The sequence below is a fragment of the Streptomyces sp. NPDC018045 genome (genome assembly GCF_044327445.1).
In the GTDB taxonomy this organism is placed as follows: Bacteria; Actinomycetota; Actinomycetes; order Streptomycetales; family Streptomycetaceae; genus Streptomyces.
The window spans coordinates 15,510-39,995 of the sequence record NZ_JBIRFL010000020.1 but is presented as its reverse complement, the minus strand read 5'-3'; the positions used below and the strand labels follow the sequence as shown (position 1 = coordinate 39,995).

17 protein-coding genes and 1 pseudogene are annotated in these 24,486 nt (G+C 74.2%); 11 read left to right on the top strand and 7 right to left on the bottom strand.

Going from position 1 to position 24,486, the window contains the following annotated elements; all coding sequences use genetic code 11:
- Window positions 1-6 precede the first annotated feature (6 nt).
- From ACH4EB_RS29920 to ACH4EB_RS29895, 6 genes are all read left to right on the top strand, one after another.
- On the top strand, window positions 7-714 hold the full coding sequence (locus ACH4EB_RS29920) for a DUF969 domain-containing protein (RefSeq protein WP_398351073.1): 708 nt from the start codon (window positions 7-9) through the stop codon (window positions 712-714).
- A complete protein-coding gene (locus ACH4EB_RS29915) occupies window positions 711-1,679 on the top strand; it encodes a DUF979 domain-containing protein (protein WP_398351071.1) in 969 nt (322 codons plus the stop codon). Before ACH4EB_RS29920 ends, ACH4EB_RS29915 begins: the two co-directional genes overlap by 4 nt.
- Before the next feature lie 73 nt (window positions 1,680-1,752).
- Complete coding sequence (gene pcp / locus ACH4EB_RS29910; protein WP_398351070.1) at window positions 1,753-2,406, top strand: pyroglutamyl-peptidase I; 654 nt, start codon at window positions 1,753-1,755, stop codon at window positions 2,404-2,406.
- A gap of 56 nt (window positions 2,407-2,462) precedes the next feature.
- On the top strand, window positions 2,463-4,004 hold the full coding sequence (locus tag ACH4EB_RS29905) for a hypothetical protein (RefSeq protein WP_398351069.1): 1,542 nt from the start codon (window positions 2,463-2,465) through the stop codon (window positions 4,002-4,004).
- A 76-nt stretch (window positions 4,005-4,080) separates the two neighbouring features.
- Window positions 4,081-5,037, top strand: coding sequence for a hypothetical protein (locus tag ACH4EB_RS29900; RefSeq protein WP_398351068.1), 957 nt, complete (start codon window positions 4,081-4,083; stop codon window positions 5,035-5,037).
- A 108-nt stretch (window positions 5,038-5,145) separates the two neighbouring features.
- Window positions 5,146-9,924, top strand: a complete 4,779-nt coding sequence (locus ACH4EB_RS29895) for a hypothetical protein (RefSeq protein WP_398351066.1) — start codon at window positions 5,146-5,148, stop codon at window positions 9,922-9,924.
- Here ACH4EB_RS29895 and ACH4EB_RS29890 read toward each other — a convergent pair.
- The 5 genes and pseudogenes from ACH4EB_RS29890 to ACH4EB_RS29870 all read right to left on the bottom strand — a co-directional run.
- Window positions 9,902-11,059: pseudogene (locus ACH4EB_RS29890) on the bottom strand (aromatic ring-hydroxylating dioxygenase subunit alpha); the annotation flags it as partial. The gene ACH4EB_RS29895 and the pseudogene ACH4EB_RS29890 sit on opposite strands and share 23 nt — an antisense overlap.
- A complete protein-coding gene (gene solA, locus ACH4EB_RS29885; RefSeq protein WP_398351065.1) occupies window positions 11,056-12,261 on the bottom strand; it encodes an N-methyl-L-tryptophan oxidase in 1,206 nt (401 codons plus the stop codon). The pseudogene ACH4EB_RS29890 and the gene solA, both read right to left, overlap by 4 nt.
- Before the next feature lie 100 nt (window positions 12,262-12,361).
- Window positions 12,362-14,827 (bottom strand): FAD-dependent oxidoreductase, encoded by a 2,466-nt coding sequence (locus ACH4EB_RS29880; protein WP_398351063.1) that lies wholly within the window; start codon window positions 14,825-14,827, stop codon window positions 12,362-12,364.
- A complete protein-coding gene (locus ACH4EB_RS29875) occupies window positions 14,824-15,909 on the bottom strand; it encodes an S-(hydroxymethyl)mycothiol dehydrogenase (RefSeq protein ID WP_398351061.1) in 1,086 nt (361 codons plus the stop codon). Before ACH4EB_RS29875 ends, ACH4EB_RS29880 begins: the two co-directional genes overlap by 4 nt.
- Window positions 15,910-16,180: 271 nt before the next feature.
- Window positions 16,181-16,987 (bottom strand): IclR family transcriptional regulator, encoded by an 807-nt coding sequence (locus ACH4EB_RS29870; protein WP_398351060.1) that lies wholly within the window; start codon window positions 16,985-16,987, stop codon window positions 16,181-16,183.
- 172 nt (window positions 16,988-17,159) lie between these two features.
- Here ACH4EB_RS29870 and ACH4EB_RS29865 point away from each other — a divergent pair, with 172 nt between their 5' ends.
- Window positions 17,160-17,504 (top strand): bifunctional 3-phenylpropionate/cinnamic acid dioxygenase ferredoxin subunit, encoded by a 345-nt coding sequence (locus tag ACH4EB_RS29865; protein ID WP_398351058.1) that lies wholly within the window; start codon window positions 17,160-17,162, stop codon window positions 17,502-17,504.
- 131 nt (window positions 17,505-17,635) lie between these two features.
- Here the strand turns inward: ACH4EB_RS29865 and ACH4EB_RS29860 are convergent, their stop codons facing one another.
- Window positions 17,636-18,043, bottom strand: a complete 408-nt coding sequence (locus tag ACH4EB_RS29860) for a hypothetical protein (RefSeq protein WP_398351057.1) — start codon at window positions 18,041-18,043, stop codon at window positions 17,636-17,638.
- Between the two features lie 380 nt (window positions 18,044-18,423).
- Here ACH4EB_RS29860 and ACH4EB_RS29855 point away from each other — a divergent pair, with 380 nt between their 5' ends.
- The 4 genes from ACH4EB_RS29855 to ACH4EB_RS29840 all read left to right on the top strand — a co-directional run bounded on the left by ACH4EB_RS29855 (window position 18,424) and on the right by ACH4EB_RS29840 (window position 22,803).
- Window positions 18,424-21,168, top strand: coding sequence for a nitrate- and nitrite sensing domain-containing protein (locus ACH4EB_RS29855; protein WP_398351056.1), 2,745 nt, complete (start codon window positions 18,424-18,426; stop codon window positions 21,166-21,168).
- Complete coding sequence (locus tag ACH4EB_RS29850; RefSeq protein ID WP_398351054.1) at window positions 21,165-21,614, top strand: roadblock/LC7 domain-containing protein; 450 nt, start codon at window positions 21,165-21,167, stop codon at window positions 21,612-21,614. Before ACH4EB_RS29855 ends, ACH4EB_RS29850 begins: the two co-directional genes overlap by 4 nt.
- A gap of 26 nt (window positions 21,615-21,640) precedes the next feature.
- Window positions 21,641-22,051 (top strand): DUF742 domain-containing protein, encoded by a 411-nt coding sequence (locus ACH4EB_RS29845; protein WP_398351053.1) that lies wholly within the window; start codon window positions 21,641-21,643, stop codon window positions 22,049-22,051.
- Window positions 22,052-22,191: 140 nt separating this feature from the next.
- Window positions 22,192-22,803 carry a GTP-binding protein gene (locus tag ACH4EB_RS29840; protein WP_398351051.1) on the top strand — a complete coding sequence of 204 codons (612 nt, stop codon included), beginning with the start codon at window positions 22,192-22,194 and terminating at the stop codon, window positions 22,801-22,803.
- A gap of 108 nt (window positions 22,804-22,911) precedes the next feature.
- Here the strand turns inward: ACH4EB_RS29840 and glpK are convergent, their stop codons facing one another.
- Entirely contained in the window at window positions 22,912-24,441 is a 1,530-nt protein-coding gene (gene glpK, locus ACH4EB_RS29835) for a glycerol kinase GlpK (RefSeq protein ID WP_398351049.1), read from the bottom strand.
- Window positions 24,442-24,486: the final 45 nt, after the last annotated feature.

Here is a 24,486-nt window from a genome sequence, read left to right as displayed (position 1 = left end):
GGACCCATGATCGTGCTTCTCGGCGTGCTCGTGGTCGTGGTCGGCTTCGCCACCAAACGCAACGCCCTGCTGGTCGTGGGTGTGGCGGGCATCGTCACCGGTCTGCTCGGCGGCCTGTCACCGCGGGAGGTCCTGGCGGCCTTCGGCACCGGCTTCGCCGGCAGCCGGGCGGTGACGATCTTCGCCATCACCCTGCCGGTGATCGGCCTGCTGGAGCGCTACGGCCTCCAGGAGCAGGCCCGCCGGCTGATAGCCCGCTTCGGCAAGCTCACCACCGGCCGCTTCCTCGCCCTCTACATGGGCATGCGGCAGGTCGGCGCGGCCGTCGGCCTGACCCAGGTCTTCGGGCACGCGCAGACGGTGCGCCCGCTGGCCGTGCCGATGGCCGAGGGCGCCGCCGAGCGCAAGCACGGCCGGCTGACCGAGAAGTCCCGGGAGAAGGTCCGCTCGTTCTCCGCGAGCGCCGACAACGTCGGGCTGTTCTTCGGCGAGGACGTCTTCCTCGCCGTCGGCTCGATCCTGCTGATCACCACCTTCGTCAACACCACGTACAACACTCACCTGGAGCCGCTGCACCTGGCGCTGTGGGCCATCCCCACCGCGCTGTGCGCCCTGGCCGTGCACGGCTGGCGGCTGCTGCGCCTGGACCGGTACCTGGAACGCGAACTGGTCGCCGCCAACGTCGAACCCGTCGCCGAGGGAGCAGCCAAGTGATCAAGGCAGAGTGGTTCTACTGGCTCGTCGGCCTGAGCTTCCTGGTGATGGCCTCCCAGATGCTCACCGACCGCAGCAATCCCAAGCGCCTGGGCACCACCGCCTTCTGGGGCCTGCTCGGCGCCGGGTTCTTCTACAGCAGCCTGGTGGTGGACAAGAAGGCGCCGCCCGAGCCGCTGGGCGTGGCCGTCCTCATCATGATCGTCCTGGCGGGCTTCGGGTTCACCGGCCGCGGTACGCCGCGCACCACCACGCCCGAGCAGCGCGAGGCCAGTGCCCTGAAACTGGGCAACAAGCTGTTCGCGCCCGCGCTGGCCATCCCGGTCGTCGCGCTGCTCTGCGCGGTCCTCGTCAAGAAGCTCTCGATCGGCGGTGAACCGGTCCTCCAGGAGGGCAGCGAGACCATCCTCGGACTGGGCATCGGCGCCGTCGTCGCGCTCGTCGTCGGCATGGTCCTGCTGCGCGAGAAGCGGATATCCGTTCCCGTGCGGTCCGGGCGGTCCATCCTGGAGACGATGGGCTGGGCGATGCTGCTGCCGCAGATGCTCGCCACCCTCGGCACCATCTTCCAGGTCTCCGGCGTCGGCGCCCAGGTCGGCAAGGTGACCACCTCGATCCTGCCCGAGGACTCCCTGTACGTCGCGGTCATCGTCTACTGCGTCGGCATGGCCCTGTTCACCGTCGTCATGGGCAACGCGTTCGCCGCCTTCCCGGTGATGACCGCGGCGGTCGGCTGGCCGGTGCTCATCCAGCACTTCCACGGAGAGGCGCCCGCCGTCCTGGCCATCGGCATGCTCGCCGGGTTCTGCGGCACGCTGGTGACCCCGATGGCGGCCAACTTCAACATCGTCCCGGCCGCGGTACTGGAACTGAAGGACCAGTACGGTCCCATCAAGGCCCAACTGCCCACGGCCGGCATCCTGCTCGGCTGCAACATCGTGGTCATGGCCCTGTTCGCCTTCTGACCACATCCACCGCACGACACGCACCGCACGCGGACCGGGGGCGCCGCGTGTCCCACGAACCACAGGGAACGCCATGACGCGGACGACCCGCATCCTGCTCACCGGATTCGAGCCCTTCGACGGCGAAAGCTCGAACCCCTCCTGGGAGGCGGTGCAGGCCGCCGCTGCCGCGCCGCCCGCCGGCCTGGAGATGACCGCCGTCGAACTGCCCTGCGTCTTCGGGCGCTCGCGCACCGCCCTGCGCGAGGCCGTCGCGGAGCACGACCCGGACGTGGTGCTGTGCGTCGGCCAGGCGGGCGGCCGCCCCGACCTGACCGTGGAACGGATCGCCGTCAACGTCGACGACGCCCGTATCCCCGACGTCGCGGGCGTCCAGCCCATCGACGAGACCATCGTGCCCGGCGGCCCCGCGGCGTACTTCGCCGCGCTGCCGGTCAAGGCGTGCGTGGCCGCCGTACGCGAGGCGGGGGTGCCCGCCTCCGTCTCCAACACCGCGGGCACCTTCGTCTGCAACCACGTCTTCTACGACCTGATGCACCTGATCGCGACCGAGCGGCCCGCCCTGCGCGGCGGCTTCGTCCACGTGCCGTACGCTCCCGGACAGGTCACCGGCCGGTCGCTGCCCTCACTCGCGGTGAGCGCCGTCGCCGGGGGCCTGCGTGTGATCGCCGCCACCGCCGCGCGTACAAATACGGACATCAAGGCTGTGGGAGGTGCCACACACTGACCTCGGGGCCCGTGCCGTTTCGTCCGTTGTCAGTGCGAGCGCCTACTCTGTGCGACGTGACTTTTCCTGCCCCGGGGACCGCTGCGTCCCAGCTCAACGGCCCGACCCGGCCCGACGGACCCTCCCGGCCCGCGCCGGGTCCGGCCGCCGACGAGGGCCTGGCCCGCCGGCTGCGCGCCCTCGCGTGCACCGCGCCGCTGCACGACCTGGACGCGCGCAAGGCCAACCTCGCCGGTGAGTACGGGGTGTACGCGATGGCGGAGGTGGCGCTCGCCGCCATCGACCTGGTCACCCTCCACATGGACTTCGACACCGGCGCCGACCACGAGCAGATAGTGGCCAGACTGCTGCCGCGGATCGCCGCGCAGACCCCGCGCCGCCCCGCCGCCGAGCACGAGCGCGTCGCCCGCTGGGTGCTGGAGAACCTCATCAACGTCGGCAGCGTCGACCGCGGCTTCCGCGCCGTGTACGGCACCTTCGGCCCCGAGGGCGAGTACGTCCGCCGCGACTACGACTTCAAGCTCATCGAGGAGGTCCCCGGGCCCGGCGGCGGGGTCTACCTCCGGGCGACCGACGAAGCCGTCAACGTCCTGGTCGGCGCCCTCGACACGGACGTGACGAGCGCCCAGATCGCCGCCGAGGTCAAGCTGGAGGTGCTCATCAGCCGCGGCCGGCTGGCGGACGCCCAGCTCGCCGCCGAGCAGGCCCGCTACCGCACCGTGCAGTACGCCGAGACGCTGCGCCGCACCCTGGACGCCACCCGCCGCAACGTCCGCGCGGTGGACTGGCTGCGCACCGTCCCCGACATGATCGCCGAAGCCCTCGACCACGTGGCCGAGCGTTACCGCCACGAGAACGCGATCCTCACCAACATCCGCAAGGCCCGCGACGAGGCCGAGGGCCAGGAGCACAAGCGGCGCGCCGCCGAGCTGGTCGACATCGTCAAGGACTGCATCCGCCGGCACACCCAGCTCCAGTCCCGGCTGCTGGAGGCGGGCCCCCTCTTCCGCGCCGAGCAGGACCGCCAGGCGTTCGCGCCGCCCGCCGGGCGCTCCGGCCTCGACCTGTACGGCCAGCTCGTCGCCCCGGTCCTGCCGCTGCCCGTGGAGCAGGCGATCCGGGTCACCGACGCCTTCTTCGCGCGCGGCACGGGCTTTCGCACCCAGACCTCCGTACGGCTCGGCGACCTCGTCGGCCTGCTGTTCACGCCGCCGGTCGAGCGCGAGCACCTGGGCGCGGAGATGCCCGAGCCGGATCTGATCGCCACCCCGGACGACAGCCGCTTCTCCGAGGAGCAGCTCGAAGCCGCCACCGCCCTGCTCGACCTGCCCGCCGACGCGCCGCGCCGGCTGTCCGGGCTGCTCGCCGAGGCGCGCCGCGCCGACCCGGACCTGCCGTATCTGGTCGCCCTGCTGGCGGTGCACGCGGCCAGCCCGCCGGTCGGCACGGCCTACCGCCAGGGCGAGCAGCACCTGCTCTTCGCCGTCGACGACGGCACCGTGCTGGACGACCCGGAGTTCGGCGGCGCCGACCTCATCGTCGGCAAGGCCCTGCTGGACGCGGCGGGCATGGCGGCCGACCGTTCGGAGGTGGCGTGATGCCGGCGGCCGGGCAGGGCGCGCACAGGGCGCCGGCAGCAGGGTGTCATCGGGAGGTTCGCATGGAGGTACGGGCGTGAGTGAGTACGGAACGGGCGCTGCGGACGGCGCCGGGGGCGGGGCACCGGCGGACCTCGCCGCCGGTGCGGCGGAGCCGGCCGAGTGGGCCGCCCCCGCCGCCAGGCCGGCCGCCCCGTCGGGCCCCGCGCCCGTGACCCCCGCCGACGCCGCCGACGCCGCGCGGCTGGTCTCCTTCGGGCTCCAGCCCAAGCTGCTGCCCGCCCGGGACGCCGAGTACGGTGAACTGCTGCGCCGCTACCGCGACGAGCCCGCCTTCGCGCGCCTGGCCGACGCCGTCGCCACCGGCCTCGGCCTGGTCGTCCTGGAGGTGTCGCCGCGCGCCGGCATGGCCGTGACCGCCGACGAGGACTCGGTCTTCGCCGTACGGATGGGTGACTACGCCCGCCGCGCGTCCGCCGACTCCGCCGACCGCTTCCTGCACGGCCTGGCCCACCTCGCCGTCGCCGCCATGGCCTTCCCGCGCCCCGAGGACCTCGCCGACGACGGCTACATCGGCCGCATCACCGTCAACGGCGTGGACGCGTTCGTCCGGCAGGCGTGCCGCCGCCTGGAGGAGCGCGCCGAGGAGCAGGGCGAGAACACCGACCCGGCCACCGGCGCGCCCGGCCTCGAAGCCGCCTGGCGGACCTACGCGCGGCGCAGCGCCACCGGCGCCACCAAGGACGCGCGGCGGCTGGCCGGCTCGACCACCGGCATCATCGCCAAGGCCGTCGCCTTCCTCGTCGACTCCGGCTTCCTCCAGCGCACCGGCGACGACGCCGGCGGCGCCTACCGCACCACCGCCCGCTACCAGCTCCAGGTGCGCGACATGGCGGGCAGCGCCGCCATGGCCGAACTCCTGGAGCTGGGCGTCGTCCCCGTGGGCGACGGCAGTCCCACGCTGCTGCCCGCCGAGGACACCGACGACCTCGACCTGGTCTCCGACGCGGGTCTGCCCTTCCACTCCTCCTGACCATCCGGGGCCGGGCACCACCCGGCCCCGGCCCACCCGCCAACGCCCACCGGCCCACCGCCAACGCCCACCGGCCACCGTCCGCCCACACAACGAGAGTCCGCCGCCATGTACGAGCTGTCCCGGGTCCGCCTCTACTCCATCGGGCCCGCCGGTGCGCGCTACGCCGACACCGTGCTGGACCTGCGGGGAGTCGGCGCGCCGGTGCCCGACCCGGCACCGGCGCAGGCGGACTTCTTCGAGGACGAACCGGTCGGCCCGCCGCGCCGGCCCGCCCCCGCCGGCGTCCTCTTCCTGGAGAACGGCGGCGGCAAGTCCGTCCTGCTCAAACTGATCTTCTCGGTGATGCTGCCCGGCCACCGCAACACCCTCGGCGGCGCCAGCTCCGGCGTGCTGCGCAAATTCCTGCTCGCCGACGACTGCGGCCATGTCGCCCTGGAGTGGCAGCACACCCTCACCGGCGAGTCCATCGTGGTCGGCAAGGTCAGCGAGTGGCGCGGCCGGCAGGTCTCCAACGACCCGCGCAAGTTCGCCGAGGCGTGGTACAGCTTCCGCCCGGGGCCCGGGATGAGCCTGGACGCGCTGCCGGTCGCCGAGGCCACCGTCGTCCGGCAGCGCGGCGAGCAGGCCGAGGACTTCTCCGGGGCCCGGGGCCGCCGCCGTACGATGAAGGGCTTCCGCGACGCCCTGGTGGAGGCCGGCAAGAACTACCCCAACCTCGACGTCTCCTGGGTCGAGATCCACGAGCGGTGGAACGAGCACCTCGGCGAGCTGGGCCTGGACCCCGAACTCTTCCGCTACCAGCGGGAGATGAACGCCGACGAGGGCGAGGCGGCCGGCCTCTTCGCGGTCAAGAACGACTCCGACTTCACCGACCTGCTGCTGCGCGCGGTCACCGACACCCGTGACACCGACGGGCTCGCCGACCTCGTGCACGGCTTCGCGCACAAGCTGGGCCGCCGCGCCGAGCTGACCGCCGAGCGCGACTTCACCGCCGGCTCGCTGGACCTGCTGTCGCGCATCGCGGAGGCCGCCGAACAGCGCGAGACCGCCCGTGACGTGCACGCCGGCGCCGAACGCCGCACCCGTACGCTCGCCCGGCGGCTGCACGCCCGCGGCACCGAGGAGCGCGGCCGCGCCGCCGAGTTCGCCGAGCAGGTCGCCACCGCCGCGCACGCGGTCACCGACGCCGAGCGGGTGCGCGAACGCCGCGCGCTGATCTCCGCCGAGATCGCCTACCGGCACGCGTCACTGGCGCTCGCCGCCGCCGAGAAGGACGCCGCCGCCCAGCGCCGCGAGCTGAACGACGCCCGTACGCTGCACGCCGCCTGGCAGGCCGCCGAGACCGTGCTGCGCCACCGCGCCGCCGCCGACCGGGCCACCCGCGTCGCCGCCGCGATCCGCGAGGCCGAGCGGGACGCGGCGCCCGCGCTCGCGGCCCGCACGAAGGCCGCCGGCGAACTGGTGCGCGCCCTCCAGGCCGCCGCCGGCGTCAGCGAGGGCATCGCCAACGAGCAGGAGGAGCGCTCGGCCGCCCTCCAGGACACCAGCGACACCGCGCACCGCGACGCCACCGCCGCCGCCACCCACGCCCAGCGGGCCCGCAGCGAGGCCGAACACCTCAAGCAGCGGCTCGCCGAGGTCGAGCAGGAGACCGCCGAGGCCGTACGGGCGGGCTGGCTCGACGACGCGGCGCCGGACGCCGACCCGGCCCGCGCCGCGCTGGCCGCCTCGGACGCGGAGAAGTCCACGGTCGAGGGCTGGGACGCGGCGCGCGAGGCCGCCACCCGCTCCGCCGACCGGGCCCGGGAGGCCGCCACCCGCCTCGCCGCCGCCGAACTGGCCGCGGCCCGTGCCGAGGACGCGGCGCAGGCCGCGGAGCGGGCGTACGACGCCGAGCGCCGGGCCGCCGAGTCGATCGGCGCCGAACCACGGCTCGCCGACCTCCTCGGACTGCCGCAGGCGCCGCCCCGGCCCGCCGGGGTGCCCGGGCCGCGTACGGGGCGGCCCGCGCAGGACGACGGGGACGCGCCGGAGGACGGCGGCGGTCCGAGCCCCGCCCGGCGCCCCGCCGCCGAGGGCCCGCTGACCGCCGAGGAACTCGACCGCAACGCGGACGACCTGCGCGACCTGCTCGACGAGAGCGTGGCCGCTGCCGAACGCCAGCTCTTCGACCTGCGCACCGCCGCCGCCGACGACGCCCGCATCCTCGGCGCGCTGGGCGACGGCGGCCTGCTGCCGCCCGGCCCCGACGTGCTCGCCGCCGTCGAGTACCTCGGCGAGCACGGCGTCCCCGCGCTGCCCGGCTGGCGCTACCTCGCCCAGTCCGTCGACCCCGCCGACCACACCCGGGTGCTGGCCGCCCGCCCCGAGCTGGTCGACGGCGTCATCATCACCGACCCGCAGACCCACGCACGGGCCCGCGAGGTGCTCGCGCAGGCCGCGCTGCTGCCGCGCTCCACCGTCGCCGTCGGCACCGCCGCGGCCCTGCTCGCGCCCACGCCCGCGCCGGACACCCAGGACAGCGGCGTCTTCCTGGTCCCGCCGAACCCTGCCATGCACGACGAGTCCGCCGCCGACGAGGAGCGTCAGGCGCTGCGGGCCCGCGCCATGGAGCGGGACGAGGAGATCCGCGTACTGGCGGCCCGGCTGGCCGGCGACCGCGCGCTGGCCGCCCGCCTGACCTCCTGGCGTACGGGCTGCCCGCCCGGCCGCCTCGCCGAACTGGCCACCGCCGCCGAGGAAGCCCGTACGGCCGCCGACGCCGCCGCCGGGGACCTGGCCGAGGTCCGCACGGTACGGGCCGAGGCCGACGAAGAGGCCGCCGAGGCCGCGCGGGTGCGCGACGAACGGCAGGAGGCCGCGCAGCGCGCCCGCCGGGTCGCCGACGCCCTCGCCGGGCTCGCCCACCGGCTGCGCGAGCGCGCCTCCTGGCAGGCCCGGCTGCGTGAACTGGCCGACGAGAGTGCCGAGTTGGAGGCGCGCGCCGAGGAGTGCGTGGACCGGGCACGGGCCGCGGACGAGGACCGCCGTACCGCCCAGCGCGCCGCCGACGACGCCCGGCGCACGGCCCACGCGCTGCGCGCCGAGCGCGCCGAGATCGCGGGCGTCCCGGACGACGTCGAGGACGGCTCCGAGCCCGCGACCGCCTCGCTGCCGTCCCTGCGCGAGGCGTACCGCGCCGCCTCCCAGCTCTACGAGAAGGTGGGCGTCGGCGCCGACCTGCGCGCCGAACAGGCCCGCGCCGAAGGTGACGAGAGCGCCGCGCTCGCCGAGCTGAACCGCCTCACCAACAAGGTCCGCACCCGCGCCGAGCAGCTCCTGGACAGCCCCGACGCCGCCGACGGCCCGTCCCGGCAGGCCGCGTCCGCCCGCGCCGAGGCCCTGGTCGCCCGGCTGGAGGCCCGCGCCTCCGCCGCCAGCGAACAGCTCGGCCGGCTGCGCGGCGAGACCGAACGGCTCGCCCCGGCCGACGGGGATGCGCACACCGAGCTGCCCGAGGACATGGTCCCCGCCGACGCGGACCGCGCCAAGGAACTGCTGCGCACCGCGAACGCCGAACTGACCACCGCCGATGACGCGCTGGAGACCGCCCGCGCCGGCCACACCGAGCTGCTGCGCGCCCACCGCTCCGCCGAGGACGCCGCCGCCGGCTTCGACGAGACCGCCGCCATGCTGCGCGACCTGCTGCGCGACACCCAGGAGGAGGAGGGCGAGCGCCCCGAGCCGTACGCGGGCCGCCTGGAGGACGCGCGGCAGGCCGCCGCCGAGTCCCGCCGTTCGCTGCGCGGCTGCGCGAGCGACCTGTCGGCGGCCGAGGCCGCGGTCCGCGAGGCCAGTGACGTCCTGGTCCGGCACGCCAACTCCACCACGTACGAGCAGGTCCGCACGCCCGCCCGGCAGCAGATCCGGGAACTGCCCGCGGCCGCGCTGCCCGACCACGCCGCCAAGTGGGCCGACGCCTTCGCACCCCGGCTGCGGGTGCTCACCGACGAACTCGCCCAGCTCGAACGCAACCGCGACAGCATCGTGGACCGGCTGCGCGGCCTGGTCGAATCGTCGCTGACGACACTGCGCTCGGCCCAGCGGCTGTCCCGGCTCCCCGAGGGGCTGGGGGAGTGGTCCGGGCAGGAGTTCCTGCGCATCCGCTTCGACGACCCGGACCAGGCCACGCTCACCGAGCGGCTGGGCGAGGTGATCGACGAGGCGACGCGCTCGGCGGTCAAGAAGAACAGCGACCTGCGGCGGGACGGCATGTCCCTGCTGCTGCGCGGCGTCAGCGCGGCGCTCCAGCCGCGCGGCGTGGCCGTGGAGATCCTCAAGCCGGACGCGGTGCTGCGCGCCGAACGCGTCCCGGTCGGGCAGATGGGCGACGTGTTCTCCGGCGGCCAGCTCCTGACCGCGGCCATCGCCCTGTACTGCACGATGGCCGCGCTGCGCAGCAACGACCGCGGCCGCGACAAGCAGCGGCACGCGGGCACGCTGTTCCTGGACAACCCCATCGGCCGCGCCAACGCGACGTATCTGCTGGAGCTCCAGCGCGCCGTCGCCGACGCGCTGGGCGTCCAGCTCCTGTACACCACCGGCCTCTTCGACACCACGGCGCTCGCCGAGTTCCCGCTGGTCATCCGTCTGCGGAACGACGCGGACCTGCGGGCGGGGCTGAAGTACATCAGCGTCGAGGAGCATCTGCGGCCCGGCCTGCCGCAGCAGGACCCCGCGTCGGAGCCGGTGCACGGGCAGATCACGGCGACGCGGATGTACCGCCGTCCCGAGGACGAGCAGCCGCGGCCGGAGCGCCGGCCGGATCCGGAGCCGGAGCGCCGGTCCGAGCCGGATCCGGCGGCCCCGCAGCAGCGTCCGGACTCCCCGGCAGCAGCCGGGTGACCCACCGGTGGAAGTCGCCGATGTGGTGCTCGCTGGGGACGAGCACCCCGCCGGCCCGGTAGGCCCGTGAGTCCATCGCGGGCTGGGTCCGCTCGCAGGCCGCGAAGTCCTGGGCGTTGACCCGGTGGAAGAGTTCCACCGACCGGGACAGATCGGCCCCCGAGGCCACCACCTCGGGGGTGTACAGCCAGTCGCACTCCACGACGGTACGGTCCGCGGCCAGCGGGAACATCCGGTGCACGATGACATGGTCGGGCACGAGGTTGAGGAAGACCTGCGGGCGCACGGTGATGGCGTAGTAGCGGCGGTCCTGGCTCTCCTCGATGCCGGCGATCCGGGCGAAGCCGCCGCTGCCGTCGACGGTGAACCCCTCGGCCTCCTCCGCGAACGCCGCGCCGTGTCCGACGAAGTACTGCGCGGCGTACCCGTCCGCGAACTCCGGCAGGACGTCGGTCAGTTCGGGGTGGATGGTGGCGCAGTGGTAGCACTCCATGAAGTTCTCGACGATCAGCTTCCAGTTGGCACGCACGTCGTAGGTGATGCGCCGCCCGAGGTCCAGCCCCGCCATCCCGTACCGCTCGATCGCCTCGGCAGCGCCGAGCCGTTCGCCGACCGTGCCGGAAACCGTCTCCTCGAACGACGGCGGCTCGTCGGCCAGGCACACCCAGACGTACCCCAGCCACTCGCGCAGCCGGACCGGCAGCAGTCCGCGCTCGGAGCGGTCCACGTCCGGCATCCGCCGCAGGTTGGGCGCGGCCACCAGCCGCCCGTCCAGGTCGTACGTCCAGGCGTGGTACGGGCACCGGAGGTTGCGCCGCACCTCGCCGGAGTCCTCGGTGCACAGCCGGGCGCCCCGGTGGCGGCACACGTTGAGGTAGGCGCCGAAGCCACCGCGCCGGTTGCGGACGATCAGTACGCTCTCCCGGCCGACCTGCACCGTGCGGAAGGCGCCCGGCCGTGGCAGGTCGGCGGCGCGCACCGCGCAGAACCACCGGGACTCGAAGATGTGCCGCTGTTCCTGGCGGAAGGTCTCGGGGTCGGTGTAGAAGGAGCCGGGCAGGGTGGTGGTGAGGCTGGAGGCCGGGGCGGCCGCCGCGGAGTCGGTGGTTCCCGCGGTCTCGGGGGCGAGGGTCATCGGACACCTCCTGAGGCGTACGGGCCGGGCGGGGTGACGGGGGCCGGGGCGGCCGCCGTCCGGCGCCCGGGTGCGAACAGGCCGATGGGGTGCGCGGTGTGCCCGGTCAGGGCCAGGTCGGCGAGGATCTCGCCGACCACCGGTACGAATTTGAAGCCGTGCCCGGAGAAGCCGCAGGCCACGGACACGGTGTCGGGGTGCGCGGGGTGCCGCGCGATGACGAAGTGCTCGTCGGGAGTGTTGGTGTACATACAGGTCACGGACTTCAGATGGCGGCCGGGCAGGGACGGCAGCAGCCGGGCCGCCTGCCCGGCCATGGCCCGCACCTCGTCCTCGTGCACGGTCCGGTCGATGGTCTCCGGAGTGCAGCCGGCGCCCCGGCGGAAGAACGCCACCTTCGCGCCGCGCCCCGGGCCGTCGACGGCGGGGAAGCCGTAGATCTGCACACCGCCGGTGTCCTCCCAGATGTAGATGGGGTGCCGTTCCGGGACGTACGGGCCGGTGCCGCCCGTGGGCTCGAACCAGTGCATGATCTGACGCTCGACGGTGAACGCCACCCCGAGACCGGACAGCAGCTCCGGCGCCCAGGCTCCGGGACAGACCACCAACTGCCCCGCCGTGTACGCGTCCTCGGGGGTGTGCACCCGCACACCACGGCCGCCGGGCAGCGCCTCCCACCGGGTGACCGGCTCCTGGAAGCGCAGTTCCGCGCCGCCCTGGGTGGCGAGCTGGAGCTGCGCGGCCACGGTGTTCTCCGGGCGCAGGAACCCCGCGCGGGCCTCGTACAGGGCGATCTCGCCGGTGGCCGGGGCGAGCGTCGGGAAGCGGCGCCGCACCTCCCGCGCGTCGAGCATCTCGTGGGGCAGGTCCCAGGTGCGGGCCGAGCGCAGCGACCCGGCGACGGTACGGCTCTCCGGCGGGCCGAGCATCACCCCGCCGCACCGTGTGGCGATCCGCCGCCCGGTGGCCCGCTCCAGTTCCTCGTACAGCTCGTAGGCGCGCAGCAGCAGCGGCACGTACGCCGGGTCCTCGAAGTACGACTGGCGGGTGATGCGCGAACCGCCGTGGCTGGAGCCGTGCGCGTGTACCGGCCCGAACTTCTCCAGCCCCAGCACGCGGGCGCCACGGGCGGCCAGACGGTGGGCCGCGGCGCTGCCCATGCCGCCGAGGCCGAGCACGATCACGTCGTAGGTGGGGGACAAGCGGACCTCCCGGGTCGCAGGGACGCCCGGCGGGCTCCGGGCGGGGGGCTGGAGTGAGGGGCTGCCCGCGGCGGACCGGGTTCCGGATCGCCCTGGGCCCCTACCTGCGGATGTGGCGCATCTCGGGGTCGAACAACGGCTCCGCGGCGACCGTCGCCGCGGCCTTCTCCCCGAAGTACTCGATGTGCACGGCCGTCCCGGGCACCGCGGCACGCGCCGGCAGCCACGCGTACGCGACCGTGCGGCCGACGGTGTAGCCGTACGCCGCGCTGGTCACATATCCCGAGGGCACACCGTCCACGGACACCGGCTCCTGGCCCATGACGACCGCCGCCGGGTCGTCGAGCGTCAGGCACACCAGCCGGCGCCGCGCGTTGCCGGCCGACCGGCCCTCCAGGGCCGCGCGCCCCACGAAGTCGCCCTTGTCCCTGCGGACGGCCCAGCCCAGACCCGCCTCGTACGGGTCGTGCTCGGTGGTCATGTCCTGCCCCCAGGCGCGGTACCCCTTCTCCAGGCGGAGGCTGGTGAACGCGCCGCGCCCGGCCGCGACCACGCCGTACGGCTGGCCGGCCGCCCAGAGCGTGTCCCACAGGCGCAGGCCCAGGTCCGCGCTCGTGTACAGCTCCCAGCCCAGCTCGCCGACGTACGACAGCCGCATCGCGGTCACCGGCACCTCACCGATGAACGCCTGCCGCGTCGTGAAGTAGCCGAACGCGCGGTGCCCGAAGTCGGTGCCGGTCAGCGGCTGGACGAGGTCGCGGGCGCGCGGGCCCCAGACGCCGACGCAGCAGGTGCCGGATGTGCTGTCGTGGACCCGGACGCCGGCGGGGGCGTGCCGGGTCAGGTGGTCGAGGTCCATGCCGCTGTTGACGCCGACCTGGAAGCGGTCGGCGGCCAGGCGCGCCACGGTCAGGTCGCTGCGGATGCCGCCCGCGTCGTCCAGCATCAGCGTGTACGTGACCGAGCCCGGTTTCCTCGCGAGCTGGTTGGTGGTCAGGTACTGGAGGAAGTCCAGCGCGCCGGGGCCGCTGACCTCCAGGCGCCTGAGCGGTGTCATGTCGTACAGCGCGACCCGCTCACGGGTGGCGCGTGCCTCGGCCGCGGCGATGGGCGACCAGTGGCGGGCGGACCAGGCGTCCCGCTCCGGCAGCGCGATGCCGTCCGCCAGCGGGGCGTTGGCCTCGTACCAGTGCGGGCGCTCCCAGCCGGAGCCTTCGAGGAAGTACGCGCCGAGTTCCCGCTGCCGCTCGTGGAAGGGGCTGACGCGCAGCGGGCGCGGGCGGCGCGGCGGCTGGAGCGGGTGGATGACGTCGTACACCTCGGCGAACTGCTGCCGGCCGCGCTCGGCGACGTAGGCGGGGGAGAGCTGGGCCGCCTCGAAGCGGGTGATCTCGCACTCGTGCACGTCGGTGGCGGGGCGGCCCTCGGTGAGCCACTCGGCCACCGCCTTGGCGACGCCCGCCGCGTGGGTCACCCACACCGCCTCGGCCAGCCAGAAGCCGCGCAGGCCGGGCGCCTCGCCGAGCAGCGGCATGCCGTCGGGGGTGAAGGAGAAGACCCCGTTGAAGCCCTCGTCGACGCGTGTCCCGTCGAGGGCGGGCAGCAGCCACCGGCCGGCGTCCCAGCTCGGGGCGAAATCGTCGGGCGTGAAGGGGAGTGAGGAGGGCATCACGGGCGCGTCGTCGAAGGCGGGCACGGCGGACGGGTCGACGGGCATCGGGCGGTGCGCGTACGAGCCGATGCCGATCCGGCCCGTACCGTCCGCGCCGTGCTCGACGTGCTCCCGGAAGTACAGGTCGCGCTCCTGGAAGCGCAGGATCGGCCGCCGGCCGTCCGGCCCGGCGAACACGGACGTCTTCGCGTACTGGTGGGCCAGCGGCAGCAGCGGTACGGACACGCCCGCCATGGCCCCGATCACCGGGCCCCAGAAGCCCGCCGCCGAGACCACGGCGTCCGCGGGGAAGATGCCCCGGTCGGTGACGACGGCCGTGACCCGGCCGGCGTCCCGCTCGATGCCCGTGACGGTGTGCCGCTCCAGGAAGCGGGCGCCCCGGGCCCGCGCCCGTGCGGTCTGCGCGCGGGCGGCGGGCAGGGCCCTGGCCAGCCCGTCGCCGGGCGTGTGGAAGCCGCCCAGCACCTTGGCGGCGTCCAGCATCGGCCACAGCGCGGCGCACCGCCGGGCATCGACGAGTTCGCCCTCGATGCCCCAGGAGGCGGCGAGACCGGCCTTGCGGTGCAGTTCGGCCCACTGTTCCCGAGTGGTGGCGATCTCCAGTCCGCCGACGGCGTCGAAGCACGGCCGCCCGTCCTCGGTGAGGACGGAGAACTTCTCGACCGTGTACCTGGCAAAGTCGCTCAGCGTCTTGGAGACGTTCGTACGGAAGACGAGTCCGGGCGCGTGCGAGGTGGAGCCGCCGGGCGCGTGCAGCGGGCCCTGCTCCAGTACGGTGACGTCGCGCGCGCCCCGGGCCGTCAGCTCGTCGGCGAGGGAGCAGCCCACGATGCCCGCGCCGATGATCACGATGCGGGGCGGCACCGGAGCGCCCGCGCCGGGCCGGGCGGTCACAGGACCACCACCGAACGCAGCACCTCACCGCGCCGCATCCGCGCGAACGCCGCCTCCACGTCCGCGAGTCCCACCGTCTCCGAGACGAACGCCTCCAGGTCCAGCTTGCCGCTCAGATACAGGTCGATCAGGACCGGGAAGTCCCGGCTGGGCAGGCAGTCGCCGTACCAGGAGGACTTCAGGGACCCGCCGCGCGCGAACACGTCGAGCAGCGGCAGTTCGATGCGCGTGTCCGGCTCCGGGACGCCGACCTGTACCAGGGTGCCCGCGAGGTCCCGCATGTAGAAGCCCTGCCGGAACGTCTCGGGCCGGCCCACCGCGTCGATCACGACATCGGCGCCGTGCCCGCCGGTCAGCGCGCGGACCGCCTCGACGGGGTCGGTCCCACGGGAGTTGACGGTGTCGGTGGCGCCGAAGCGTTCGGCGGCGTCCAGCTTGCCGTCGTCGATGTCCACGGCGATGACCCGGCGCGCACCGGCCCGGGAGGCCCCCGCGATGGCGGCGTTGCCGACCCCGCCGCAGCCGATCACCGCCACCGTGTCGCCGCTGCCCACACCCCCGGTGTGCACCGCGGCCCCGTACCCGGCCATCACCCCGCAGCCGATCAGCCCCGCGGCCTCGGGGCGGGCCGCCGGGTCGGCGCGCACCGCCTGCCCGGCGGCGACCAGTGTCTTCTCGGCGAAGGCGCCGATGCCCAGGGCCGGGGTCAGCGGGGTGCCGTCCAGCAGGGTCATCGGCTGCGCGGCGTTGCGGGAGTCGAAGCAGTACCAGGGGCGGCCGCGGCGGCAGGACCGGCACCGGCCGCAGGGCGCGCGCCAGGCGAGCACCACGTAGTCGCCCGGCGCGAGCCCGGTGACGCCGGGGCCGGTGGCCTCGACGACGCCGGCGGCCTCGTGGCCGAGCAGGTAGGGGAAGTCGTCGCCGACGGCGCCCTCGCGGTGGTGCAGGTCGGTGTGGCACACCCCGCATGCCTGCACGGTGACGAGGACTTCGCCCGGGCCGGGGTCGGGGACGAGGATCGGCAGCACCTCGACGGGGGCGTCCTTCTTGGCGGCGACGGCGGCGCGGGCTTCGTGCGGCATGACTCACTCCTAAACAGCGCCTGCGGGGCAGGGGCGGGTGTGTGGAGCTGGCACGGATGCCGTTATGGGGGATGGCGAGGGCATGCGGGGCCCACGGGCGCGGGCGACCGCACGGGACTCAGGGGAAACCGGAGGAGGCGCGGGGAACCGTGGAGACGGACGAACGCCCGCCGGAATCCCTTGTGTTGCTCATGACGCGCCACGTTGCGTCATGAGAGACATGCTGGAAGTCCGTGAGCGATCCGTCAAGGGGTGACCGGGTGGCCGCCCGTCAGCCCGCGAAACCCATCCGGCGGGACAGGTCGGCGGCCGCCTTCACCGCCTGCCCGGCCAGCTCCACGAGCAGCGGCTCGGCCATCCGGTACGCCGGCCCCGAGACGCCGATCGCGCCGATCACCGCCCCGTCGTGGGCCCGTACCGGCGCCGCCACCGCGTTCAGCCCGAGCTCCAGCTCCTCGCAGGAGCAGGCGTACCCCTCGTCGGCCGCGGCGGTGAGCTGCCGGCGCAGCTCGCCGGGCGTGGTGAGGGTGGTGGCGGTGAAGCGGGCCAGTTGGCGTTCCAGCAGGCGTTCGCGCCGCTCCCTGGGCAGGTGCGCGAGCAGCACCTTGCCGCTCGCGGTGGCGTGCAGGGGCGTACGCCGGCCCAGCCAGTTGTACGCGGTGACCGCCGCGGCGCCACGCGCCTGCATGATGTTGACCGCCGCGTCCCCGTCCAGGACGGCGATGTTGGCGGTCTCCCCGGTCTCGTCGGCGAGCGCCCGGCACACCGGCTGGCCCTCCTGCGAGATGTCCAGCCGGATGGCGGCGGCGCCGGCCAGCCGCAACACCCCGGCCCCCAGGTAGTACTTGCCGCGCTCGCGCTCCTGCTCCACGAGTCCGCGGTGTTCCAGGACGCCCAGGATGCGGAAGGCGGTGGACTTGTGCACCCCCAGCTCCTCGGCGATCTCGGTGACACCGGCCTCGCCGAGGCGGGCCAGGATCTCCAGCACGCTCACCGCGCGGTCCACGGACTGGACGGATCCGGCCGTACCCCGCTTCTCCTCGGACCGGTCGTCGGCCGCCTCGGTCGTCTTTGCCATGGCTTCCCGCGTCACCACCCGTTGGCCCCGGCGGGGCCGTCGAAGGGGGCCCGGCCAAGAAGCGTCGGCGGCCCCTTGACGGCACACTCCCCGGACTGGATTCTGTTGCGCAATGCGCTACGCGATGCGTTATTCAGAACGCCATGATACCGATCAGCGCTGAGGGGGCCAGATGATTCCCGTCTGCCGCACCGAGGACCTGCCCGAAGGCGGGGCCGTACGCATCGAGATCGACGCCGCCACACCCGCCATCGCCGTCTTCCGCAGCGACGGCGCGCTCTACGCCCTCGACGACCTGTGCAGCCATCAGGACGCCTCGCTCTCCGACGGCTGGGTGGAGGACTGCCGGGTCGAATGCCCGCTGCACGCCGCGCAGTTCGACCTGCGCACCGGGATGCCGACCTGCCTGCCGGCCCGCCGTCCGGTCCGCACCCACGAGGTCACCGAGACGGACGGCGTGATCCATGTCCGGCCCGCCGTGCGGGAGTCCACCGTACGGCAGGACGCCTACGCCTGAGGACCGCCGGCGCCGTCGGTGCCTCGCCGGCCGGACGACAGGCGGCACGGGCGTCCGCTCCGAGCCGCCCGGCCCGATCCGCAGGCGACGGGCGCGCCGACGCGGCGCTCGCCGTCAGCCGTCCCGGGCCGTCACGCGGCCGCGCCGCCGACCCGCGATGGACGCTCCCGCGCCTTGCGGGCCTCCCGCCGCGCCTGCCGGCGCTCCCGGCGCAGCGACCTGGCCGTACTGCTCGGCTGCGAGCGCACCCCGTTGCGCTGCACCCACACCTGGCGCGTCACCCAGACGTCCAGCACCGCCCAGGTCGCGACCACCGTGCTCGCGACCGTACTGAGCACCGCGGGGAAGGCGAACCAGGCGCCCGCCATCGTGCAGAAGAACGCCACCATGGCCTGAGTGAGGGTCAGCGCCGCGATGATGACGGCGCGCACCGCCGCCGTCCGCACCGGGTCGGCCATCCGCGGCCGGGCCGCCGGCTCCTCCTGCCACAAGGAGCGCCGGGCGCCGCCCAGGTACGCGTCACCGTCTTCGTGGACCATCTTCGGCGTCACTCTCCCCGTACCCGCGCGTCCCCGCCTGCCCCGTCTTCCGGGTGCCTGCCCGGCTTTCACCCGTCCCATGTCCGTACCGGCACACACCACCGCCCACCATGGGCACGAACGGGGACGCCGGCCGGTTCCCGGCCGAGGTGATTTTCGGCCAACCGTTCCGGCGCAGGGGCGGGCGCGGGCAGGGTGTTCGAGGCCACATGTGTGGGAGGGTTGTCCGGCAATCAGCCGACAACTGCGGACGATCCGCCCCTGACCTGCGGATCCGGCGTCCGGACGGGGCTTCGAACGAGTCCCTCGTCAGTAGTAGGCTCACGCCGTTTGTTGACGGAACACCATCCCCGTGCGCCGGGGTTGACGTAGGGGAGGCCATGCGCTTTCGAGGGAAGACGATCACTCGGAAGATCGCAGCGCTGCTGCTGGTGCCACTGGTGTCCCTCACGGCCATGTGGGCGTTCGCCACGTACCTCACCGGACGCGAGGCCAACCAGTTGCTCGGCGTCGGCAACGTCGTGGCCAAACTCGGCTACCCCGCCGAGGACGCCGTCCAGGCGCTCCAGCAGGAACGGCGGCAGAGCCTGCTCTACCTGGCCGACCGGCGCGGCGCCGACTCGCTGGCCGAACTGCGCGACCGCACCCGCGAGACTGACAAGATCGTCAACAAGCTGCGCGACAACGCCGCCGACCCCGCCGTGCGCGACGACCTCAACGGCGTCGCCGGCGAGCGCATGGACGACATCGTCAAGGGCCTCGGCCGGCTGTCCTCGCTGCGCACCCAGGTCGAGGACAACACCATCTCCCGGGACGCGGCGTTCGAGGCGTACAACAACCTCGTCGACCCCAACTACGAGTTCCTCGCGACGCTGCACGCGCTGGAGAACGTCGAGATGGACAAGCAGGGCCGCGCCCTGGTCAACGTCACCCGCGCCCGCGAGGCCGTCTCCCGCGAGGACGCGCTGATGTCCGCGGCGATCGTCTCCGGCACCATGAGCAAGCAGGAACTGCGCGGCTTCGCCGACCGGGTCGCCGAGCGGCGTGTCCTGTACGCGACCAGCCTGCCCGTGCTGCCCGGCGACGACCGCGGCCTCTTCACCGACTACTGGGACTCCGCACCCGCCCGCGAACTGACCTCCTACGAGGACCGCGTCATCGGCGGCGGCCCCGCCGCGGCCCCCCGCGCCGTCAACGCCGAACGCTGGAACGCCGCCGCGGGCAAGGTCCTCGGCGACCTCCAGCGGATGGGCCGGGAAGCCGGTGACCGCTACAAGGAGCGCGTCGAACCGGTCGCCCTGGCCGTCCTCCTCAAGGCCGGCGTCGCAGGCGTCCTCGGCTTCGTCGCCCTGCTGGTCTCGGTCATCGTCTCCGTCCGCATCGGCAGCAAGCACGTCAAGGACCTGATCCGGCTGCGCAAGGCCGCCCACGAGGTCTCCGGGGTCCGGCTGCCCAGCGTCATGCGGCGCCTGGCCGCCGGCGAGCAGGTCGACGTGGAGACCGAGGCGCCCCGCCTGGAGTTCGGGCAGAGCGAGACCGAGCAGGTCGGGCAGGCCCTGAACACCCTCCAGCGGGCCGCCGTCGAGGCGGCCGTCAAGCAGGCCGACATGCGCCGCGGCGTCTCCGAGGTCTTCGTCAACCTCGCCCGCCGCAGCCAGGTCCTGCTGCACCGCCAGCTCACCCTCCTGGACGCCATGGAACGGCGTACCGAGAACGCCGACGAACTCGCCGACCTCTTCCGCCTGGACCACCTCACCACCCGTATGCGCCGGCACGCCGAGGGCCTGGTGATCCTCTCCGGCGCGGCGCCGTCCCGGCAGTGGCGCAAACCCATCCAGCTCATGGACGTGGTGCGCGCCGCGGTCGCCGAGGTCGAGGACTACGAGCGCATCGAGGTGCGCCGGCTGCCGCGGCTGGCCGTCCAGGGCCCCGCCGTCTCCGACCTCACCCACCTGATCGCCGAACTCCTGGAGAACGCCACCGTCTTCTCGCCCCCGCACACCGCGGTGCAGGTGGTCGGCGAACGGGTCTCCAACGGCTTCACCCTGGAAATCCACGACCGGGGCCTGGGCATGGCCCCCGACGCCCTCCTCGACGCCAACCTGCGGCTCGCCGAGACGCCCGAGTTCGAGCTCTCCGACACCGACCGGCTGGGCCTGTTCGTGGTCAGCCGCCTCGCCCAGCGCCAGGGCGTCCGCGTCTCCCTCCAGCCCTCCCCGTACGGCGGCACCACCGCCGTCGTCTTCCTCCCCGCCGCGCTCCTGACCGAGGACACCGGCCGCGCGGACGACACCGGCAGCCGGCGGATCGACGGCGGCCGGACCGGGGAGCTGGAGGTGCCCGGCGGCAAGCTGGCCGCGCTGGCCCAGGTGCCCGTGCCGCTGCCCGAACCCCCGGGCCGCACCCCGGACGTCATCGACGGGCCGGTCGAACTGGAACCCCCACTGACCCGCGCCGAACTCGTACAACGGGTGGAAGCGGACGACGAGGACAGCCTCTTCCGCGGCCGGCCGGCGCACCGCGGCCCGCGCGACTCCCACCGCGGCACCGACCGGGAGCCGGGCACCCTGCACCGCGCGCGGACCCGCCGCGACGGCGGCACCCCGCCCGTCGCCCCCGTACCGCCCGCGGGCACCCCCGAGCAGCACCAGCAGAGCCGCGACCAGGCCCCGGCCGGCGACGGTCCCACGCCGCTGCCGCGCCGGCACCGGCCACCCGTGCTGGTCTCCGACCACGGCAGGCCGGTCGACGGAGCGGCCCGCGCCGACGTACGCTCCGACGCGGAAACCGACGGCGACACGGATGCGGACATGGACACCGGTACGACAACGGACACGGGCCCCGCCCCGGCCGGCCGGCCCGCCACGACGGCGGGAGGGCTGCCCCGCCGCGTACGGCAGGCCAGCCTCGCCCCCCAGCTCAAGGCCGCGCCCGCCGCACAGGACGAGCCGGACACCGCACCCGCCGACGCCGCGGACGACCGCGACGCCGAAGAGGTCCGCGCCCGCATGGCCTCGCTCCAGCGCGGCTGGCAGCGCGGCCGCCGGGACAACGGCGAGGACGGCGGGCGGGACGGCAGCCCAAGCACAGCACCAGGAACCACATCGGGAGGGGACGGTCGATGACCGCACCGAAGGCAGCAGCGGCCAGTGCCGAGTCGAAGGGCCCGCAGGGGTCGGGCGAGCTGAGCTGGCTCCTCGACGAGCTGGTCGACCGGGTGGGCAGCATCCGCAAGGCGCTCATCCTCTCCAGCGACGGCCTGGCCACCGGCGCGTCCGCCGACCTCACCCGGGAGGACAGCGAACACCTCGCGGCGGTCGCCTCCGGCTTCCACAGCCTCGCCAAGGGCGTCGGCCGGCACTTCGAGGCAGGCAAGGTACGGCAGACCCTGGTGGAGCTGGAGGAAGCGTTCCTCTTCGTCAGCGCCGCGGGCGACGGCAGTTGCCTGGCCGTCCTCGCCGACGCGGACTCCGACGTGGGCCTGGTCGCGTACGAGATGACGCTGCTCGTCAAGCGGGTGGGCGTCCACCTGGGCACCGCGCCCAGGGCCGGGCAGCCCGCCGGCGGCTGACCGGAGGATGACGGCACGGTGACGCCATGACCACAGACGGCGCGGACAGGCCCGGGCAGGGGGACGCCAGTTGGTACGACGACGAGGCGGGCCCCGTGGTGCGCCCCTACGCGATGACCCGCGGCCGCACCAGCACCGAGGCCGAACCACGGCTCGACCTGATCGCCCTGGTGATCGCCGAGGACCGGCAGGGCGAACCGCTCGACGACCAGACCCTGTCGCCGGAGCACGTGGACATCGTCGGCCGGTGCCGCGACGCGCCGCTGTCCGTCGCGGAACTGGCCGCCGGGCTGGACCTGCCGCTCGGCGTCGTACGGGTGCTCATCGGTGACCTGCTGGACGCGGAGCTGGTCCATGTCAGCCGGCCCGTGCCCCCGGCGGAGCTGCCCGACGAGCAGATCCTCCGCGAGGTGATCGACGGGCTCCGGGCGCTGTGACCGCGCGGACGCGCACCGCCGTCCGGCGGTGCCGCCCGCCGGCACGCCGCCCGCGCCGGGCCGGCACCGCACCCCCACGAACTGCGAGGACCGAGGAATGCGAGTGAACAGCACCAGCGGCGAACCGGGAGAAAACGGCCATGGTCTTCGGGCGCTCTGAACGACGCCGCAAGCAGGACGCCCCCGACCCCGTCGCCCTCAAGATCCTGGTGGCGGGCGGCTTCGGGGTGGGCAAGACGACCCTGGTGGGCGCGGTCAGCGAGATCAAGCCGCTGCGCACCGAGGAACGGCTGACCGAGGCGGGCCGGCCGGTCGACGACCTCGCCGGGGTGGAGGGCAAGCGGACCACCACCGTCGCCATGGACTTCGGGCGCATCACGCTCCGCGAGGACCTGGTGCTCTACCTCTTCGGCACGCCCGGACAGGACCGCTTCTGGTTCCTGTGGGACGAGCTGGCCCGTGGCGCGCTCGGCTCGGTGGTGCTGGCCGACACCCGGCGCCTGGAGGAGTCCTTCGCCGCCATCGACTACTTCGAGCGCCGTGGCATCCCGTTCATGGTGGCCGTCAACTGCTTCGACGGCGCGGAACGCTACCCCGCGGAAACGGTTCGCGACGCGCTGGACCTGGACGCCGAGGTCCCGCTGATGCTCTGTGACGCCCGCGAGAAGGACTCCGCCAGGGACGTACTGATCGCGGTCGTGGAACACGCGATGCACGTCGGCGCCCGGCGGCGGGAGCCCGCGCTCCCCTGACAGCGGGGCCCGTCCCCCAACCGGGCGCCGGCCACGGCCCGTCAAGCGCCCGCGAGCACGGCCCGCACCCCGCCGTCCGGGGTGCGGGCCGTCCGCCGGCCGGGGCGGCTACGCGCCGCCGTCGCCCGCCTCGTGCCACCCGAAGCTCCGCTCCACCGCCCGGCGCCAGTTGCCGTACTCGCGCTCCCGCGTCGCCCCGTCCATCCGCGGCGTCCACTCGGTGTCCCGCTTCCAGTGCGCCCTCAGCTCGTCCAGGTCCTCCCACACCCCCGTCGCCAGCCCGGCCGCGTACGCCGCGCCCAGGCATGTCGTCTCCGCGACCACCGGCCGGATCACCGGCACCCCCAGCACGTCCGCCTGATGCTGCATCAGCAGGTTGTTGGCGGTCATGCCGCCGTCCACCTTCAGCGCGGTGATCTGCACACCCGAGTCCTGGTACATGGCGTCCACCACCTCGCGCGTCTGCCAGCTCGTCGCCTCCAGCACCGCACGCGCCAGGTGCGCCTTGGTGACGTAACCGGTCAGGCCCGTGATCACGCCGCGCGCGTCCGACCGCCAGTACGGTGCGAACAGCCCGGAGAACGCCGGGACGATGTAGGCGCCCCCGTTGTCCGGGACCCGCGCCGCCAGGTCCTCGATCTCGTCGGCCGAGTCGATGATGCCGAGCTGATCCCGGAACCACTGCACCAGCGCGCCGGTGATGGCGATCGAACCCTCCAGGCAGTACACCGGGGCCTCCCCGCCGAGCCGGTATCCCGGCGTCGTCAGCAGCCCGCTCCTGGAGGGCACCGGCCGCGGCCCGGTGTTCAGCAGCAGGAACGAGCCGGTGCCGTACGTGTTCTTGGCCTCGCCGACCCGGTAACAGGTCTGCCCGAACACCGCCGCCTGCTGGTCACCCAGCGCCGCGGCCACCGGCACCCCGTGCAACTGGCCCACCGCCGTTCCGTACACCTCCGCCGAGGAACGGATCTCCGGCAGCACCGCCTCCGGCACCCGCATCGCCGACAGGACCGAGGTGTCCCACTGAAGCGTGTGGAGGTTCATCAGCATCGTGCGCCCGGCGTTGGTGACGTCCGTGACGTGCACCCCGCCGTCCGTACCGCCCGTCAGCTTCCAGATCAGCCAGGAGTCGACCGTCCCGAAGGCGATCTCCCCGCCCTCGGCCCGCGCCCGCAGCCCCGGCACGTTGTCCAGCAGCCAGGCCACCTTGGGCCCGGAGAAATAACTGGCCAGCGGCAGCCCGGTGGCCTCACGGAAGCGGTCCTGGCCGTCCGCGCCGCCCAGCTCGTGGCAGAGCCGCGCCGTACGGGTGTCCTGCCAGACGACCGCGTTGTGCACCGGCTTGCCGGTCGATCGGTCCCACAGCACCGTGGTCTCGCGCTGGTTGGTGATGCCGAGCGCGGCGAGCTGGTCGGCGCGCAGCCCCGCCTTGGCGAGCGCGCCCGCCACCACCGCCTGCACCTTGGCCCAGATCTCCTCGGCGTCGTGCTCCACCCACCCCGGTTTCGGGAAGATCTGCCGGTGCTCGCGCTGGTCGACGGCGACGGTCGCGCCGTCCTGGTTGAAGATGATGCAGCGGCTGGAGGTCGTGCCCTGGTCGATCGCGGCGACGTACCTGTCCGTGGTGCCGTCCGTCATGACGTCTCCTGACTCCTCGAAGCTGGTCGGACCGGGTGGGGGAGC